Source organism: Mucilaginibacter angelicae, assembly GCF_042434235.1.
GTDB lineage: Bacteria > Bacteroidota > Bacteroidia > Sphingobacteriales > Sphingobacteriaceae > Mucilaginibacter > Mucilaginibacter angelicae.
Map to the genome: position 1 here is coordinate 1 of NZ_JBHLTS010000055.1, position 17,554 is coordinate 17,554.

A 17,554-nucleotide genomic window follows, 5' to 3' on the forward strand; every position below is an offset into this window, starting at 1 on the left:
CTCCAGCTTTTTTTCTGATCTTGATCTTAAACTGATCCTCCGCTACATCAATAAGCGTATTTAGGGCACTGATCTTCAACTGCGCATCTTCCAGCGCCTTTTTTAAAGCTTCCTTTTCGGGATCTGGTAAATCAGGCTGGCCTACGGCTTTATCCTTCATCTCAAACGGATCATAGACCGCAAGTTCGACATTTTCTTTCAACGATGCCTTAAGCCATTTATTTAGCGTTTGCCCACTCATCCCGTATGTCGTCCTCGCTGCATGAGGCGTTAATAAGCCCTGTTCTATCTGACGCACGATACTTCGCTTTTCTACCTCTGTTAAATCACTTCCCAACTGTTTTGCCTGATAATCCTTCGATCCGTGATTCCGCATCCAATCGCATAGCGTACTGCGCGATACTCCATATTGATAAACTATTACACTCCGGGGAGTGCCTGACTCAATCGATTTTATGAGCTCATCCCGTAAGTTCGTTTGAAAGTGCCCCCGCTCGTGAAAGCGAATTATCGGTCCATTTTGATCGTCTTCTGTTTTCATACACTTCTTTTTAGTGTATAGTTTTTCCCGGACGAGTCAGGCTTAAGCCCGATATTATTATTACCAACCTGAAAAATTTCAAAACCCGATAGGGAATCACATCGCCTGCGGCGTATTACCAATAAAGAAAGAAAAATACACCACCACATGGCCGACACGATCACCAAAGCATTACTAAAAAAATATTTTGAAGGGAATTGTACCCTTGATGAAAAAAAGCAGGTATTAAAATATTTAGAGCAGGATGATTTGGCGGTGCTGGATGAGTATATTATGGAACAGGCAGCTACGGGTAATCCAATCCCAAGCCCGGCCTCAGTAAAAACACAGTTTTTTAACCGGCTTAGTTCGATTATAGATAAACCCGAACAACATAAAATAATCAGTTGGAAAACAGCAACAACCTATCGTGTTGCAGCCGGCATAGCTTTACTTCTGGCTGTTGGCATAGCTTACTGGCTTACCGGTAATAAGAAAAATGAAAAATTGCAGCAACTGGTTACCATCAGTAACCGCGAAAATTTCACCCATAAAATCGTGCTGAGCGATGGTACCCAGGTTTGGCTCAATCCCAACTCTTCCCTTAGCTACAATAAAAACAATTTCGCGGATACCAGCAGGGAGGTTACCATGACCGGCGAAGCTTTTTTTGATGTAAGCCATAATGCAGCTAAACCTTTCAGGGTTACATCGGGCAAGATCACTACCCGTGTTTTGGGCACCGCATTTAACATAACGGCCTACAAAAACGAAAGAAACATCAATGTATTACTTGTGCGCGGCCGTGTACAGGTATCATCAGGCAGGCAGTACCGGGTACTTACACCCGGGCAACTGCTCAGCTATAATAATAACAACAGCAATATTGATATACATAATGTACAGGTTGATGGCAAAATGGATGCGTTTACCAGTGGTAAAATGATTTTTGACAACATACCGCTGGCTACAGCAATTAACCGTATAGCCGATGCATATGCTGTACATATTGATTTTAAGGATAGTTCATTGCTTAAAAACAAAATGATAACCGGCGCATACACCCGCAGCACAGCCGATGAAGTGCTGCGCAGGATCCTGTTTATACACGGATTAAAATTTAAAAAGAAGGGAGAGCATGAATATATCATAAACGACTAAGCTCCCTGTTAAAAAATTGGGAATACCGCGGCAACGGTATCCCCTTAAATTTTGAAATAAGTCCTCGAAAAACGTTATCAAAAAATTTATGTACGTATTTACTAATAATAAGTTCTTCAAACAAAAAAAATTCCATTTCAAAGCTCTCCTGTTCTTTTTTATTGTTTTTTATGTAACACCCCAAGTTAATGCCCAGGCAAATATCAGCCAGCTTCGCAATTCGGTTAGCCTTACCATGGCCTCGGCTAATTTAGATGAGGTATTGGTTCAATTGAAAAAGCAATCGGCTTATGATTTTTTTTACGATAAAGAAGCCGCAAAAAAGGTAAAAGTTAATAACCTGAAATTCAGCGACGCCCCCTTAGGCAGCGTTTTAACCGACCTGAAAAAAAAGCTGTCGCTTGAATACAATCTCGAAGGCCGGGAAATATCCGTAAGGATAGAAAAACGCCCGGTACAAACGCCCGCAAAGCAACAAAAAAACGGCAAAATTACCGGTAAAGTGCTTGACGATAAAGGCGAAACCCTACCCGGTGCAACCATTAAACTGGTAGAAGTAGATAAAGCCATACAAAGCGGCCCCGACGGTTCATACTCGTTTGTGGTAGCTCCGGGAACCTACACCATTGAAATCACCTATATCTCCTTTCAATCGCAGCACATCTCGGGCATAGTTGTAAATGAAGATAAAAGCACACTGCTGGATATTGCCCTGAAACCCGCCTCCAACGCGTTGAGCGAAGTAGTGATCAGGTCTGATTATAAAAAAGCCTCAATTGAAGGTTTGTACGCCAGGCAAAAGAACAATGCAGCAGTATCTGACGGTATCACTGCCGAACAAATTAGCCGTACGCCCGATAACAATACTGCGCAGGTACTGACCAGGGTAAGCGGTTTGCAGGTGTCGCAAAACAAATTTGTGGTAGTACGCGGCATGAGCGACAGGTATAACAACGTGATGCTGAACGGCTCACAACTACCCAGCACCGAGCCTAACCGCCGTGATTTTGCTTTTGATATTATCCCAAGCTCGCTGGTTGATAATGTAGTTGTTAACAAAACTGCAACCCCTGATCTCACCGGTGAGTTTTCGGGCGGGCTGATCCAGATTACGACCAGGGATATACCCGATGAAAACTTTATAGAGTTTACCGTAGGCAGCGGCTACAACAACAGGGCTACGGGTAAGGATTTTATAAGCGGGTACCGCGGTGCTAAGAATTATTGGGGTTTTGCAAATGATTATCAGCGCAAACCAACCGGCATGAGCCTGATTGATTATAATAACCTGGCCTTAAAAATTTCTGGAGGCACAGCAACGCCTGATGAAAAAGCGCAGGCAGCCAAATTTTTAGGAACTCTGCCCAACAACTGGGCTTTGCGCAAATATACAGCGCAGCCTATTCAAAACTACCAGTTTACAGCGGCACACAGCTTCCCTTTTAAAGATAATTCAACCTTGGGCATTGTTGCAGCATTAACTTACCGTAACGAGCAACTGGCCAACGAGCACAATGTTTATCAATCATTTATAAGCGACTACAAAGGGACCGACTATATATTCAATACCCTGTGGGGCGGCAGTGTTAACCTTGGTTACGTTAACGGCACCAACAAGTTCACTTTAAAAAACACCTACAACCGCCGCTTTAGTGATAAGTATTTTACCTATGCAGGTATTGATGGCGAAAACAATAACTCAAAAATTGACAATTACAGCGACCAAACTGTAATAAATGAATTGTTTCAAACCAACTTTACCGGCGAACATGTTTTAGGCACGCGCAAAATAAAGGTGGATTATGGCTTTGCGCTTTCAACCGTAAACCGCGACCAGCCTTTTAGCCGGGTAATGGACAGGGTGATCCCTAACAATAGTGCAAACCCCGATGATTATTTCACTTACAATTTCAGCGACAGCAATATAAAAAATGGCAGCGTTTATTATTCTGATTATGCAGAAAAACGCTACTCCTGGCAAACAAACATACAGGTACCCTTTCAATTATTGAAACTTAACCAGGCCTTTAAATTTGGTTACCAGGGCAATTACCGCACTGCCGACTATCATACAGATTTTTACCGGATAAAAAATCTTGGTGACAGCGGTACCGGTAACAGCCGCTACGATGGTTTAGTATATTACGACGTATATAATTCGGCTGAATTTGCCAAAGGGAACCTGTACCTGTTTCCTACTATTGCTGATGGTAACGGCGTAGCTGATAAAACAGTTGGTACAGGCTACAAAGGCCGCCAAAACCTCGATGCATTTTACGGCATGCTTGATGCCAAACTTACCAAACAAATAAGGTTAATAGCAGGTGTAAGGTATGAGCAAAATCAGCAAAAGGTATCTACCCGCACACGCCGGCCGGTACCCGGCAACCAGGTAGCCCCAATTGTAGACAGCCTCCTTACCGCAAAAAAGAACGACTGGCTGCCATCTGTAAATGCTATCTATTCCCTAACCTCTAAAATGAATATCAGGGCAGCTTATTACAAAACAGTTGCCCGCCCCGATTTCAGGGAGCTCTCTTATTTCAGCTACTTTGATTTCGACCTGTTCAGGGCGATAAGGGGGGCAAACCTAAAATCAACTACCGTGCAAAACTTCGATCTCAGGTATGAATATTATCCATCTCCTGGCGAAATCATCTCTGTATCTGGCTTTCATAAAGATTTTAAAGATCCCATCGAGATCCTTTACCCTAATCAGGTTCCGAGATCTTACGTATACAGTAATTTAAAAAGCGCCAAAAATACAGGATTTGAAATAGATGCCCGAAAATCGCTAAACTTCATTTCAGCATCTTCGCCCTTTTGGTCAAACCTTTACCTTTCGGGCAATTTTACTTACCTCAAGGCCAGTGTTGACCTGGGTACTGTATATGCCGTTAATGACAAGGGCCAGTCCGTACCCAGCAAGCGTGACAGGCCGCTAACAGGGCAATCACCTTATATCGTTAACGCGGGCATTCTTTATACCGGCAGTCACTTTGGTTTTAACGCAGTTTACAACCGTTACGGGCAGCGTATAGTTTATGCGTCGCCAAACCGTGCCGAAGATCAGTATGAAAACGGCAGGGATGTAATAGACCTTCAACTGAGCTACAAGTTCCTTAAAAACAACAAGGCCGAGTTCCGCTTAAACATCAGCAATTTGCTCAACAGCCAAATGTTTTACTACGTGAACGCTTACCCGCCGGGCAATAAAACATACCCGGAGCAAACACCCTCTGTTGAATCATACCCCGGCGATGGTACTGCTCCTTTCCCCGCCGGGCAGGCCGACCCTAAGGGCACGCGGTACAATGCTGCTTATGATACCAAAATATTTACCTGGAAGTACGGTACTACTTCAACGCTCAATTTCATTTATCGCTTTTAATTGTAACCATCATATAAATTTTAGGACGAAAGGAAAACAAACATCTATCTGAAAAACAAACAACAGCCTGCTATGCTTACCGGCTTAAAAGGTGAAGCCAATTAAAAACCAAATTGAATAAACAGAACCAAATTTCTATTTATTTAAAAAACGCACACTATGAAAATGCAATTTAAATCCATCAGTTTATTAGTACTTGCTGCGGCTTTAGGCTTTAGCAGCTGTAAAAAACAGGAAGGCGTAACTGCCCCTCAAGGTGATTTTGACCGCTCATCAAAAGCGTTGTTCCCTGATACCCACACGCTGCCAACAACTACCGGCACTATCAGCGGCCTTATTACCAGCAATATCACGCTTACTAATGACAAAGTATGGTTTATTAACGGCCCTACTTTTGTTGACAGCACTGTTACTATCACTATACAGGCTGGTACTTATATCAAAGGTTTAGCAACTGCCAATACTACAAGCGGTTTCCCTTCATACCTGGTTATCAGGAGAGGTGCTAAAATCGATGCACAGGGTACTACTGCTAACCCTATCGTATTTACATCGGCCAAAGCAAGCGGCCAGCGTGCAAAAGGCGATTGGGGTGGTGTTGTACTTTTAGGCCAGGCTCCAACTAACCAGGCTAAACCACAAATTGAAGGTATTCCTGTTGCGCAGATCCCTGCAGGTTTAGCAGGTAAAGACGCTATAGGTTATGGCGGCGCTACCGAAACTGATAATTCAGGCACCCTGAAAAACGTTCGTATTGAATTTGCCGGTGTTGTTGTTAGCGACGGTAATGAACTAAACGGCCTTACTTTGGGCGGTGTTGGTGCAGGTACCACTTTAGATCACATCCAGGTATCATACGGTGCCGATGACGGTTTTGAGTTTTTTGGTGGTTCGGTAAACGCCAAATTTTTAATTTCTTATGGCAATGATGACGATGATCTGGACTTTGACCAGGGTTACCAGGGTTCAATCCAGTTTGCCCTTGCTGCTAAGGATCTTAACTTTACTTATTCATCAAGCCCTAACGGTATCGAGAGCAACAATATCTCTTCTCCTATCGTTACCACCGGCGGTGCGTTTGCAAGCCGTGTAACACAACCTGTTTTATCAAACATTACCTTTGTTGGTGGTGCAACAGCCGGTCCAACTTCCGGTATCGGTCACCTGTTCCGTGTAAACTCAAGTTACAAAGTGCGTAACTCAATTAATTTTGGCTTTAACGCCGGTGCTACATTGATCAATACTACCGGTAGCGAGTATTCAAACAGTTACGTTCATGGTTACAGCACAGCTGTTACAGGTGCTGCTTTAACTTCAACCGCGGTAACTTCATTAACCGGTGCAAATCCTAATACTACTATCAAACTGGTTGGTCCGTTTAGTGCTTCTCCTGATTGGAGAATCTTACCAACTGCACCTGCAGGTATCAGAACCGGTGCAGTTTTCACAGGCCTTGCTGTTACCCACCCGGGCGGTACTTTCAGCGCATTTGATACCACACCTACTTATTTAGGTGCATTTGGTTTACAAGCTGCTGCCCGTTGGGATAGCGGTGGCTGGGCTTCTTATGAGCCTTTCACCAATGCTTACTAATTAAAATTTATCCTGACCGGTTATAATTAAAAGATCTGAGTACCGTGAGCACAGGCTCACGGTACTTTTTAAATTAATGTTTATGAAAAAAATCAAACTCCTGTTTTTAATTGCACTTATTAGCCAGTTTTTTTTCGCATGTAAAAAAGATGGAGAACTCATAGAAGCGAAAAGCTACGGCAGCTTTAACATCAGCTCCACAACTACAACAGAAGTGGGCAACCTTTTGGTTGATGTTGATGGTAAAATAACAGATACACTCAAGGCTCCATCGGCCATTAAAACTATTAAAGCGTATATAGGTAACCGTAAAATAAAGATATATCAACCGGGTAAGTCAGCCAACCCGGTGATTGATACTACACTTAATATAAAAGATAATAAGTTAAATTTAACCTTTTTATACACCGGCGATTTAAAGATCATTGGCGGCGGCTATGATGGTAGTGTAACACCCGCACGTGGTAATAGCCTGGTACAATTTGTTAACCTTGAAAACTCATTGCCGGCAGTAGTGGATATGAAGATATACGAACTTTACTATAGTGACGCGGGCGATCTTTTGCTGGATGAAACGGCAACCATTAAAGCAATAAATAAAACGAGATTTAGTAGTTATACCGAACTGCCCCCCCCTAAACATGGCGATCTTAGCACCGGAGGATATTATTTTGAGCTTTTTGATCCTGTAAACAACAATAAATTAGTTGATTTCTTCACGGATTTTCCATCAGTATTATTCGAGCAATCATCACAGCAATTTATGCCTAACAAGGTAATGTCTTTAGCTATAGCGAAAGATCCCTCATCTGGAACATTTACCACAACTATTATTTACGAAACCGAACTCAAATAGCCCACATAATTAACAATCTGCATATAAAAAAGAAAAAGGCAGGTTCCAAATAACCTGCCTTTTCAAAATGCAATTTATCCATCAGACAATTTCTTATCCGGGGATATCTGCAAAAATACATTTTTATATCGTTTAAATTAGTGTAATTTTAATATTAACTCTGAGTATAAATATGTCAAATAAGTTAATACTTATTGTTATTGGCCCCGATAGGTTATGCTAATCATTACCAAACTAATTTACTAACAGTTGCACAATCAGCACAACGGTTAACGATGATAAATTGCCGGCCTGGTAAGCCAGTTTAACCTGTTTCCTTATTTCTTTTGAGGCTTCATTCAGGTGGTTATCTACCGTTTTGGATGAGATGCCAAGGCTCAGCGCTATATTTTTATAGCTCAGGCCATCCTCTTTAAACATGCGGTAAACACGCTGCCGTTTTACAGGCATTTTATCAATAATTTCTTTAACTATGTTTTCGTATTCCTTTAATTCGGCCGTCCCTTCTGCATTTACCGATGCAACAGCAAGGTATTTTAATTCATCCCGGGCAATTTCCTGCCTGCACTTTTTCCGCAGTTCATCCCTGAAAACATTACGGGCATAAACGTACAGGATACGCGCATAATCGCCCTGGTCTTCCAGTTCATCCAGCTTTTCCCATAACTTTATATATACGGTTTGTAATAGGTCGTTGGTTTGTTCTTCATCCCGTGTCAGCTTTAAAAAAGTGTTCCTGAGATTATCAAAGGTGTCGCTGTAAATTTCTTCAAAACGGGTTAACCGGGCAGGTTTATCAGCTAATTTCATATGCAGGTTTTACGTATGTAAATTATTCAGCTGATATTAACTGAATGTTAAAAGCTTAAGATATTTTTCGAATATTGTTCCTTATAAAATAAATAAAAATAAAAAAAAGCTATCCTAAACCCTTCATCTTAATGCTTAACAAGCGTATAAATATCTAACATGCCGTTATCATAAGTTTTAGTGATGGTTACCGTATTGCCAAACAGGTTAATGTCATAATCTCCATTCAGGATCAACGACCAGTCGAACTCAGCTGTCCAGACCGATTCATTTTTAAAAGTGACCTTATTGCCGCTTGTACTGAACGTGCCGTGACTTAAGGCAGGATATTTAACCGTTTGCGATTCACCGCTCCAGGCTTCGGCAGAAAAACTGAGGCTTACATTTGATACCGCACCCGTTCCGGAAACCTTACGCTGAAAAGTTCCGGCATAAGTACCGCTTAGTTTTGCTGCCTGGTTATTATCATTCTTTTTGCATGAGCTTACCGCTGCAGCCAACACTAAAACAAAGGCGAATAATTGCTTCATAACTATTAGGTTTTTAAGCCATTACGACAAGCTACCGATTAACGCTACAAAATTCAAAAAAAGCCTCATATAATGCGCTAATGGCTTTTTTTCAACAAAACAGCATTCCATTGAAGCAAAAAATTATTTTCGCAAACTGATAATTAATTATTCTATTGCCCAACATGTCTGCATCTCATTCCCTGTCGCCGGTACAGGCCGATCTTGTACGAATTGTTTCAAAATATGTGCTGCTTGAAGAAAGCCGGAGAAATTTAAAAGGCCGCTGCCCTTTTCATAAAGACCAGGCCACCTCATTGATGGTATCGCCCGAAAAAAATATTTTTCAATGCTTTGGCTGCGGTAAAGGCGGCGGCCCGGTTGAATTTGTAATGGCCATTGAACATAAAACCCGCGAAGAGGCTATTCAGTTGATAACCGGAAGCTATTAAGCGCTTGCAATAAAGGCGGACCAGTTTACCCGGTCCGCCTTTTATGTGATAATGGTTTTACTTTTAAAACTTGAAAGCAAAGCTTGTGGTAAAGTTTACCGGGCGCTGCGGATTAACCGACCAATAGCCTATATAATATTTTTTATTGGTGATGTTATTTGCATTGAACGTAAAGCGGAAACGATTTGAATTATAAAATATGCTTGCATTGATAAGGGTATAACTCGGCAGCTCGAACACGCCTACCACACTATTGTCAACAACTTTATATACACCGGCGTAATTTCCGCCAAAACCAAAGCCAAAGTCCTTCAAACTGCCTTTCATGATTTTATAAGTTGCCCAAAGATTTGCCTGATCCTGCGGGCCCTGGCCGCCCGGTGCACGGCCTGCTTCGTTATAAAAATCGGTGCCGTCGCCTGCTGCAACCTTGGTGCTGTTGTGGCTGTAACCGGCTATCAGGTTAAAACCGGGTGCAGGGTTAGCATTCACATCAATCTCGAAGCCTTTACTGTGCACTTTTCCCCGTTGATCGTAATCATTGATATTGCCAATTGTTGGGGTTACACGGTTTGATACTTTGATATCATAGTATGAAACCGTAGCATTTAGCTTATCCGAAAACAAATTGGTTTTAACGCCAAACTCATACTGATTGGCATGCTCAGGTTTAAATGATTTTACGCGGGGATTATTACCTTCGGCATCCGTTACCTGCATTGGGGCAACATTAAGGAATGCGTTCATGTAATTACCAAAAACCGATACCTTGTTTAACACAGGCTGATAAACCAATCCAAATTTTGGCGAAAATGCGGTCTGGTTAAAATCATCCGAAGGATCGGTTTTCTCTCCTTTTGATACAAAATGATCAACTCTCAAGCTTGCCATTGCCGATAACGCATCAGTGATATTAAGTACGTTTGATGCATAAGCGCTGTATGTGCTGTTGCTTACGTTGCTCTTGCTGGCGCCAGTACCGGCCAAAAGGCTGTCAACAGAGTTTTGAGTGGCATATACCGGGTGTGCAGGATCAGCATAACTGATAGCGCCCTGTGGAGTTACATAGCGCATAAAAGCATACCCTGTGCCGTTGTCAACTACATTTTGGTTAAAGTAATCAAGGCCTACTAATAAACGGTTGCGTAAACCGCCTATTTTAAAATCACCGTTAAAGTTTTGTTGGATATCCGAAGTGTTGTTAGTTTGGTTTTCTTTGTGGATGTATTGCTCAAACTCATTGCTGCCTTCGGCATTACCAAAAATATAGCCGTAATAACCTAATGATTTAGAGGTTCCGCGGGAGATAGCTGTTTGTGACGACCACTGATCAGAGATCTTATAAGTCATCTGTCCCTGCATGTTATACCTCGGGTTTTTGATAGGCAGATCATTGCTGGTGAACGATTGATTGTTATCGAGGTTAAGCTCCTTGATGTTTTTAAACGTAAGCGGATCGGCACGGTTGGTATGGAAAAATACCGGTGCAACAGCACGCTCCTCCTGGAAAATCTCGGCCAAAAAGTTAAAGCTCAGCTTATCGTTTACGTGGTAAGTAAGTGCAGGGGCAACAAAAAACGTTTTTTTATACCCGGCATCCTGGAAGCTGTTCTCGGTATGGTAAGCGGTGTTTACACGCAATGCTATCCTTTCGGTTTTGCTTAATGGCGTATTAACATCCGCTGTGATCCTGTTTAAACCGAAGCTGCCGGCTGTATAAGTAACCTCACCGCCGGTAGTAAAATAAGGCTTTTTGGTGATTGTATTGATGATACCTCCATAACCAACAAAATTTGCTCCGAACAAGGTAGCCGAAGGTCCTTTTAAAACCTGGATCTCCTCAATATCTGCAGGGTCAAGATCGCCGTTGGTAAAGCCTGGTAAACCGTTGTATAACGAAGGCTGGGCTTCAAAACCGCGTAAAGCAAAATAGGACGCACCATCTCCTGCTCTACCGGTGGACTCCCAGGTACGCGAAATACCCGGAACGTTGCGTAAAATATCGTCAAAGTTGGTGATCCCCTGCAGCTTAATGGTTTCGAGCGAAACGACATTGTAAACCTGCGGGTTTTCCAGGTTCTTAAGCGGCATTTTGGCTACCGAACTATTTAATTTATTCCCGTTACGGGCAGATATTACAACTTCGTTCAGTTTAGCCGAATTTTCTTTCAGGATGAAATTGAGCATAAGTTTATCGCCTGGCTTAAGTGTAATAGTTTGCTCTTGTTTTTCAAGTCCTATCAAAAAAGCAATTATTTCATAAGTACCGGGCTTTATATTTTTGATCTGGTAGTTACCGTCTTCATCAGACGATGCTCCTTTGTTTGTGCCTTTTAAGCTGATACTTACCGCTTCGGCGGCGTTCCCATCGCTGGTTTTAACTGTGCCGTTTATGGAAGCGTTTTGGGCAAATGCGAGGCTCGTGAAAAATAAGAACAGCAATGTGAGTTGGGTTATTTTTTTACTCATAGTACGAATTGTTGGGGTTTGTGGTATATGTTATTTGTGTTTGGGCGAGGAAATTTTTTGCCACCATATTTTGCGGCAGATGATAAAGAGGGGGATAGTTTGCCCTGTTTTATCATCCCATTGAGATTTGCCATCGGGGTATTTGCAGGCATTTCGGCATAATGGGTCGGATTTAGCCGGCCATCAATCTCCCCGGAAAAAACGAGCGGTAAGCCGGTGAGGCAAAGCAGCAATAAAAACAGGGTGCAGATGAGGCTTGGCCACCGGTGCCACCAAAACCACCTTTTGATACTTTTTAACTGTGCCATAGTTTAGTTAAATGCAGGTAAGGAAAACCTGTAGATAGAACAATGGCACAAATAAACTTTTTATTTAAATTAAATCCAAATAAAAATAACAAACATATAAATCTGTTAATCAATAAATTGCAACATAAAAAATAATTAAAAAATTAAATAAAGATTGATTAAGAAGATAAAAGGCAGACGTTTATGTTTTTACGAATAGCATAATATAAAAAAAAGCGTCATTGCGAGGTACGAAGCAATCCCAAACTATACAGAGCGGCTCTGCTAATCGGGGATTGCTTCGTACCTCGCAATGACGCTCTTTAAAACGAGTTTTGCGTGTCGAAAACAATAAATATTAATACATTTTTTCAACCGCCTTCATCCATTCCCTGGCTATGAGCTCGTGCCCGGCAGGCATTGGGTGAATGCCATCCCAGATCCAGTGATCGGCTTTGGCCTTTTGCGTGGCTTTATTAAAAACATCCTGCAAAGGCACATAAATGGCGTTAAATTTTGCGGCAAGCGTTTTAATCACCGCCTGTCGTTTTTGAACTTCGGCTGTCCATAGTTCGGGGTTCTTGTTCACCATGCCTACAGGCAGGATAAATGGCTCCAATAAAATTAGTTTAACGTTGGGTAAGGCGGTTATGGTTTGGGTTAAAAGCAGTTCATAGGCATGACCAAAATCTTCGGCTGTTGTCTTATCTCCCTGTGTTATTACCCTGTGCACATCGTTAATACCAATGAGTATAGTCAATACATCGGGCTTAATATCAAGCGTATCTTTTTGCCAGCGTGCTGCAAGGTCATTTACGGTATTGCCGCTAATGCCACGGTTAAAAAACTGGTAATCCCTGCCGGGATAGTCAAAATTGATGCGGGCGGTTATCAGATAGGCATAACCCTGCCCGTAAACATGGTTCCAGTCCTTATCAAAGCTGCGTCCGCCGTCGGTTATCGAATCGCCCTGGAACAGGAAAGTTTTCCCAGCGCCATCATCGGGCAGATAGTGTTCATCTTTTTCTGATGCCAATACCAGGCCGGGTGTAGCCATTGCCGCTGCGCCGGCTAACGAAGCTTTCTTTAAAAAGGCTCTCCTGCTGTTGCTCATAAGCTGCTTGTTAACTGGTACGATTTACCTTTTTCTGTATTGATCACCAACTCATAGCCATCCTTTACTTTAACCGGCACAGCATTTAAACCTTTAACTGTCAGTTTTGATTTGGTGATGATATGGCATTGACCACCTATTTTTGATAAGATCCCGGCAGTTACAACTTTGCCTCCTGTCCATTTCATATCAACTACATAAGCTCCCCTTGCCACAAGACCTTTTATTTCGCCATTTGTCCAGGCATCGGGCAGCGCGGGTAACAGATGTACATTGCCATCCTGGCTTTGCAGCAGCATTTCGGCCAAACCGGATGTACCGCCAAAGTTTCCATCTATCTGGAACGGAGGGTGTGCATCAAACATGTTTGGATAAAGTCCGCCGCCCTCGCTGTAGTTATAGCCGCTTTCGCCGGTTAAGCGCAGCAGGTCGCGATATAATTTGTAAGCGTGATTGCCATCCCTCAGGCGTGCCCAAAGATTTACCTTCCAGGCCAGGCTCCAGCCGGTGCTTTCATCACCACGTAATTCCAATGTACGTTTTGCCGCAGCAGCCAGTTCAGGACTCGCTGTTATCGAAATTTCATTGGCGGGATAAACAGAATACAAATGCGACACATGGCGATGATGAGGATCGGGCGATTCCTGGTCTTTATACCATTCCTGTAACTGGCCTTTGCTGCCAATTTGATACGGGATCAGTTTAGCTTTTTTAGCAATGAGCGAATCCCTGAAAGCAGCATCAACACCCAATACTTTACTTGCAGCAATAAGGTTATCAAACAGATCGCGGATAATGCCCATATCCATCGTAGTGGAAACCGAAACATCGGACGCTTTGCCTTCAGCATAAATAAATTCATTTTCGGGCGACATGGACGGTGCGGTTACCAAATGACCCTGACCATCAGGCACCAGCCAATCAAAAGTAAATTCAGCTGCGCCTTTCATTAAAGGGTAGGCCGTGTTTTTCAGAAACTGTTTATCCCCTGTGTATAAATAATGCTCCCAAAGGTGGCGGGTAAGCCAGTCGCCCCCCATTGGCCAGTTTGCCCATGCAGGGTCACCATGACCAAGATCACCTACAGGATTGGCCAACGCCCAGAGATCCGTATTGTGATGTGTTACCCAACCCTTAGCATGATAAAAATCTTTAGCCACTTCGGTACCTGTTTCAGATAATCCCTTGATCAGGTCAAATAAAGGCTGATGCATTTCGGACAGGTTACAATCCTCGGCCATCCAGTAATTCATTTGTACATTGATATTGCTGGTATAGTTGGAACTCCATGGCGCGCGCAGTTCCTTGTTCCAGATGCCTTGCAGGTTGGCAGGCACGCCCGGAGTTCTTGAACTGCTGATCAACAAGTAACGGCCATACTGAAAATACAAAGCCTCAATGCCGGGATCGGCACCCTGATTTTTATTATAAAGCGAAAGCCTTGCATCGGTAGGCAACTCGGCGTGGCTGCCTTTGTTCTCATTAAATTTGAGGCTTACCCGGTTAAAATAATGGTGATAATCGGCAAGGTGAGCGGCAAGCAACTGGGCATAAGGTTTTGCAGCAGCTTTATCAAGATTTTTCTCTGCCACTTTTTCGTCACCATCAGGGCATTGGTTATAAGCTTTAAAACTGGTGGCAGCAGCAACATAAAGCGTTAAGCTTGATGCGCCTTTTACCGTGATACCGCTTGTGTCTGCTGTTATTTTGCCATCATTACTTATTGCCTTTGCCTGCACCTCATAACGCATGCCACGGCATTTATCGTCATTGGCATAAACTATTGGATTTTTTGAATCGACATAGCTTGGCTCAACATGGGCTGGCGCTTTGCCGCTTAGCCGTAAAACATTGGCATTAAGCACTTCCTTTTGAAAACGAAGCTGGCTGTTGGTATTAATCTTAAGGTTTAATTGTTTAGGCTTATCTGCAGTAAACCGGATCACGATCACCTGATCCGGTGCGGAAGCAAAGATCTCACGCTTGTAGTTCACCCCGCCAACTGTATATTTTGTAGTAGCAACGGCATTGCCAATATTCAGGTCGCGGTAATAGCTCCCGGTTTTAGCGCTGTTATATGATTGTTTGATATGCAGATCGGCCATGGGCAGGAAGCCTTCAGAATATACGCCCTGCATTTTTTTGGTAAGCTCCCGCGCAGTTTGGTAATCGCCTTTAAACAGCGCCTCCCTTACCTGCGCCAGGTACTGAAAAGCGGCGGGATTTACATATTGTTTCACCGGTCCGCCCGACCACAACGTCGATTCATTCAGTTGCAACAATTCATCATTTACCCCGCCAAATATCATTGCCCCTAACCTTCCGTTGCCTATGGGCAAGGCTTCAGTCCATGCTTTTGCGGGTTGTTTATACCATAAAGTATTGTTTTGTGCGTTCGCGTTAAACGCAGTTAGTTGCATGCATAGCGGTAAAACTACAGACAGGAGTGTTGCTTTCAGACCTTGGTTCATAAAGTAGGATACAATTGTTTTTACAAGTATAACGATGCGCCGGCTATAAAAAATAATGCTTATTGGCATTTTTATGTCTAAAAACAGTTAATGGCAAATAAAAAACCCGCCTTGCGGGCGGGTTCTCCTTTGTTAGTTAATAGTCAGTTATTGTGCAATTATCTTCTTTCGTTATAAACCTGGAATTCAGCTATCGACACCTGGTGATCAGCTTTATCTATCGAGATACGAACCTTGCCAGCCCATACCCGGTCAAAACGGTGTACTTTTATCTTATTGGCATTTTCGCCGTCAAACAGCGGTTTCCATGTACCGTTAAGATAATACTCCAAACGGTAGTGTGAAATATTAGCCTTTTCTTCGGCAATAACAATGGTGTTCAGCGCCTGGTCTTTTTTAAAGTCTATCTCATACCAGGGATTTTTAACCGTTGGATTTGACACCCATGAGCTATGAAAATCATCGTCATTGGCAAAATCCATAATAGCCGAATCATCGCTCCAGCTGGCACTTGCAGGTTGGTTTTTAGCTATGTTTGATGAAATAATAGGCGCGTCCAGTTTAGAGAGCTTTGCAAGCGGGCCCTCGTTTTTCCAAAGTTTGCCTATCTCTTTAAGCGCGGCAAGGGCATTATCATCAAACAAACCATCCCGGTTAGGTGCTACGTTCAGGATAAAATTGCAATCCACATTGTTCAACGGTTTCAGGATATCGTTAACCAGTTTGGCAGGTTCTTTAACCGGGGTTGTCGGGTGGCTTGTTTCCCAAAACCAGTTAGCCTGTAATGGTAAACAGGCAATTGCCGGCATACGGTTATCTTTAGTTGATACACGCTGACCTGCACCCATTTCATAAGTTTTGATATCGGTATAGTACATGCCTTCAGCAGGATATTTGGCACCGTTAAGGTCCATCACCAAACAGTTTGGCTGCAGCGATTTTACCAGTGTATAGATCTCTTCAAACGGCACATCATCATAGGAAATTCTTGACCATGGGGCATCCCAGCCATCAATGATCAGTGCCGAAATTTCGCCGTATTTGGTCATCAGCTCAGTAATTTGCGCTTTAACCATATCAATATGTTTAGGCGTGATCATGTTTGGCCTTAACCTGTGGTGCGTATCCAGGATAGAGTAATACAGGAATACCTTTAAGCCGTTAGCTCTGAAAGCATCGGCATATTCTTTAACTACGTCCTTTTTCAGCGGACTGTTCATCACATTATAGTCGGTCGTTTTGGTGTCCCAGATACAAAAACCGCTGTGATGCTTGGTAGTGATACAACCGTAGGTCATATTGGCCGATTTTGCCGCCTTTGCCCACTGATCGCAATTCAACTTTTTGGGATTGAAGATGGTTGGTAAAGCGTCCGGATCGGCCCAGTCCTGATCCATATAAGTTGGGATGTTAAAGTGGATGAACATACCAAAGCGCAGGTCGACAAACTCCTGCTGAAGCTGGGCAAGCGGTTTTACAGGCTGCTGGGCCGTTTGTGCTTTTAGTGAGAGTGAAGCGGCACAAAGAACTATGAAGCATAAAGCTTTTAATTTAAACATGATTGGGTGTTGGTTAAATTGATAAAACGTTTTAACAACTGCAATATCACATTTAAATTTAATGTTTAGATTATCGGAAATTGACATTACATTCAGCTTATTTGGCGTGGGGAAGGTTCGGCAACAATAAAAAAACATGTCATTGCGAGGAGCGAAACGGGAATGAGCCTGGGCGCGACGTGGCAATCGCATGCTATACAGGGCGGTCTTGCTTCCGTGCGATTGCCACGCTACGCTCGCAATTGTACGGGTTTAGTAATTCGGTAACAGAATCAGGTATTTTATTTGTTGTTTACGGATGCCATTTCAATAGGTTTTTTACCATTAATACCCTGATGAGGCCTTTCCCAATTATAGTAAAC

13 protein-coding genes are annotated in these 17,554 nt (G+C 42.9%); 5 read left to right on the forward strand and 8 right to left on the reverse strand.

Features of this window, described 5'->3' with window-relative positions:
* The coding region (locus ACFFGT_RS19430; RefSeq protein ID WP_377024176.1) for a hypothetical protein at nucleotides 1–541 on the reverse strand (541 nt) is incomplete at its 3' end.
* Between the two features lie 147 nt (nucleotides 542–688).
* Here ACFFGT_RS19430 and ACFFGT_RS19435 point away from each other — a divergent pair.
* The 4 genes from ACFFGT_RS19435 to ACFFGT_RS19450 all read left to right on the forward strand — a co-directional run bounded on the left by ACFFGT_RS19435 (nucleotide 689) and on the right by ACFFGT_RS19450 (nucleotide 7,521).
* On the forward strand, nucleotides 689–1,681 hold the full coding sequence (locus tag ACFFGT_RS19435; RefSeq protein ID WP_377024177.1) for a FecR family protein: 993 nt from the start codon (nucleotides 689–691) through the stop codon (nucleotides 1,679–1,681).
* Between the two features lie 88 nt (nucleotides 1,682–1,769).
* Complete coding sequence (locus tag ACFFGT_RS19440; protein WP_377024178.1) at nucleotides 1,770–5,072, forward strand: TonB-dependent receptor; 3,303 nt, start codon at nucleotides 1,770–1,772, stop codon at nucleotides 5,070–5,072.
* A gap of 159 nt (nucleotides 5,073–5,231) precedes the next feature.
* Nucleotides 5,232–6,665 carry a beta-helix domain-containing protein gene (locus ACFFGT_RS19445; protein WP_377024179.1) on the forward strand — a complete coding sequence of 478 codons (1,434 nt, stop codon included), beginning with the start codon at nucleotides 5,232–5,234 and terminating at the stop codon, nucleotides 6,663–6,665.
* An 82-nt stretch (nucleotides 6,666–6,747) separates the two neighbouring features.
* On the forward strand, nucleotides 6,748–7,521 hold the full coding sequence (locus ACFFGT_RS19450) for a hypothetical protein (protein ID WP_377024180.1): 774 nt from the start codon (nucleotides 6,748–6,750) through the stop codon (nucleotides 7,519–7,521).
* 234 nt (nucleotides 7,522–7,755) lie between these two features.
* On the opposite strand, the gene ACFFGT_RS19455 is transcribed toward ACFFGT_RS19450, so the two are convergent.
* Both ACFFGT_RS19455 and ACFFGT_RS19460 read right to left on the reverse strand, forming a co-directional pair.
* The gene (locus ACFFGT_RS19455; protein ID WP_377024181.1) at nucleotides 7,756–8,331 is read right to left on the reverse strand and encodes an RNA polymerase sigma factor; all 576 of its coding nucleotides are present in this window, start codon (nucleotides 8,329–8,331) and stop codon (nucleotides 7,756–7,758) included.
* A 128-nt stretch (nucleotides 8,332–8,459) separates the two neighbouring features.
* Complete coding sequence (locus tag ACFFGT_RS19460) at nucleotides 8,460–8,861, reverse strand: hypothetical protein (RefSeq protein ID WP_377024182.1); 402 nt, start codon at nucleotides 8,859–8,861, stop codon at nucleotides 8,460–8,462.
* Between the two features lie 164 nt (nucleotides 8,862–9,025).
* On the opposite strand from ACFFGT_RS19460, the gene ACFFGT_RS19465 reads away from it, so the two are divergent.
* The gene (locus ACFFGT_RS19465) at nucleotides 9,026–9,292 is read left to right on the forward strand and encodes a CHC2 zinc finger domain-containing protein (protein WP_377024183.1); all 267 of its coding nucleotides are present in this window, start codon (nucleotides 9,026–9,028) and stop codon (nucleotides 9,290–9,292) included.
* A 63-nt stretch (nucleotides 9,293–9,355) separates the two neighbouring features.
* Here ACFFGT_RS19465 and ACFFGT_RS19470 read toward each other — a convergent pair whose 3' ends face one another.
* The 5 genes from ACFFGT_RS19470 to ACFFGT_RS19490 all read right to left on the reverse strand — a co-directional run bounded on the left by ACFFGT_RS19470 (nucleotide 9,356) and on the right by ACFFGT_RS19490 (nucleotide 17,192).
* Entirely contained in the window at nucleotides 9,356–11,761 is a 2,406-nt protein-coding gene (locus ACFFGT_RS19470; RefSeq protein ID WP_377024184.1) for a TonB-dependent siderophore receptor, read from the reverse strand.
* Nucleotides 11,758–12,069, reverse strand: coding sequence for a PepSY domain-containing protein (locus ACFFGT_RS19475; RefSeq protein ID WP_377024185.1), 312 nt, complete (start codon nucleotides 12,067–12,069; stop codon nucleotides 11,758–11,760). Before ACFFGT_RS19475 ends, ACFFGT_RS19470 begins: the two co-directional genes overlap by 4 nt.
* Nucleotides 12,070–12,406: 337 nt before the next feature.
* The gene (locus ACFFGT_RS19480; RefSeq protein ID WP_377024186.1) at nucleotides 12,407–13,162 is read right to left on the reverse strand and encodes an SGNH/GDSL hydrolase family protein; all 756 of its coding nucleotides are present in this window, start codon (nucleotides 13,160–13,162) and stop codon (nucleotides 12,407–12,409) included.
* A complete protein-coding gene (locus tag ACFFGT_RS19485; protein WP_377024187.1) occupies nucleotides 13,159–15,633 on the reverse strand; it encodes a glycosyl hydrolase family 95 catalytic domain-containing protein in 2,475 nt (824 codons plus the stop codon). The genes ACFFGT_RS19480 and ACFFGT_RS19485 overlap by 4 nt, the downstream gene beginning before the upstream one ends.
* Nucleotides 15,634–15,791: 158 nt before the next feature.
* Nucleotides 15,792–17,192: an alpha-L-fucosidase gene (locus ACFFGT_RS19490; RefSeq protein WP_377024188.1), complete on the reverse strand. Its 1,401-nt coding sequence runs from the start codon at nucleotides 17,190–17,192 to the stop codon at nucleotides 15,792–15,794.
* Between the last annotated feature and the right edge of the window lie 362 nt (nucleotides 17,193–17,554).

Bases quoted from the DNA above. Each gene is read 5' to 3' on its own strand.
- ACFFGT_RS19445 (WP_377024179.1), top strand. From the start codon at position 5,232: ATGAAAATGCAATTTAAATCCATCAGTTTATTAGTACTTGCTGCGGCT.
- ACFFGT_RS19475 (WP_377024185.1), bottom strand. From the start codon at position 12,069: ATGGCACAGTTAAAAAGTATCAAAAGGTGGTTTTGGTGGCACCGGTGG.
- ACFFGT_RS19490 (WP_377024188.1), bottom strand. From the start codon at position 17,192: ATGTTTAAATTAAAAGCTTTATGCTTCATAGTTCTTTGTGCCGCTTCA.
- ACFFGT_RS19435 (WP_377024177.1), top strand. From the start codon at position 689: ATGGCCGACACGATCACCAAAGCATTACTAAAAAAATATTTTGAAGGG.
- ACFFGT_RS19485 (WP_377024187.1), bottom strand. From the start codon at position 15,633: ATGAACCAAGGTCTGAAAGCAACACTCCTGTCTGTAGTTTTACCGCTA.
- ACFFGT_RS19450 (WP_377024180.1), top strand. From the start codon at position 6,748: ATGAAAAAAATCAAACTCCTGTTTTTAATTGCACTTATTAGCCAGTTT.
- ACFFGT_RS19460 (WP_377024182.1), bottom strand. From the start codon at position 8,861: ATGAAGCAATTATTCGCCTTTGTTTTAGTGTTGGCTGCAGCGGTAAGC.
- ACFFGT_RS19440 (WP_377024178.1), top strand. From the start codon at position 1,770: ATGTACGTATTTACTAATAATAAGTTCTTCAAACAAAAAAAATTCCAT.
- ACFFGT_RS19480 (WP_377024186.1), bottom strand. From the start codon at position 13,162: ATGAGCAACAGCAGGAGAGCCTTTTTAAAGAAAGCTTCGTTAGCCGGC.
- ACFFGT_RS19470 (WP_377024184.1), bottom strand. From the start codon at position 11,761: ATGAGTAAAAAAATAACCCAACTCACATTGCTGTTCTTATTTTTCACG.
- ACFFGT_RS19465 (WP_377024183.1), top strand. From the start codon at position 9,026: ATGTCTGCATCTCATTCCCTGTCGCCGGTACAGGCCGATCTTGTACGA.
- ACFFGT_RS19455 (WP_377024181.1), bottom strand. From the start codon at position 8,331: ATGAAATTAGCTGATAAACCTGCCCGGTTAACCCGTTTTGAAGAAATT.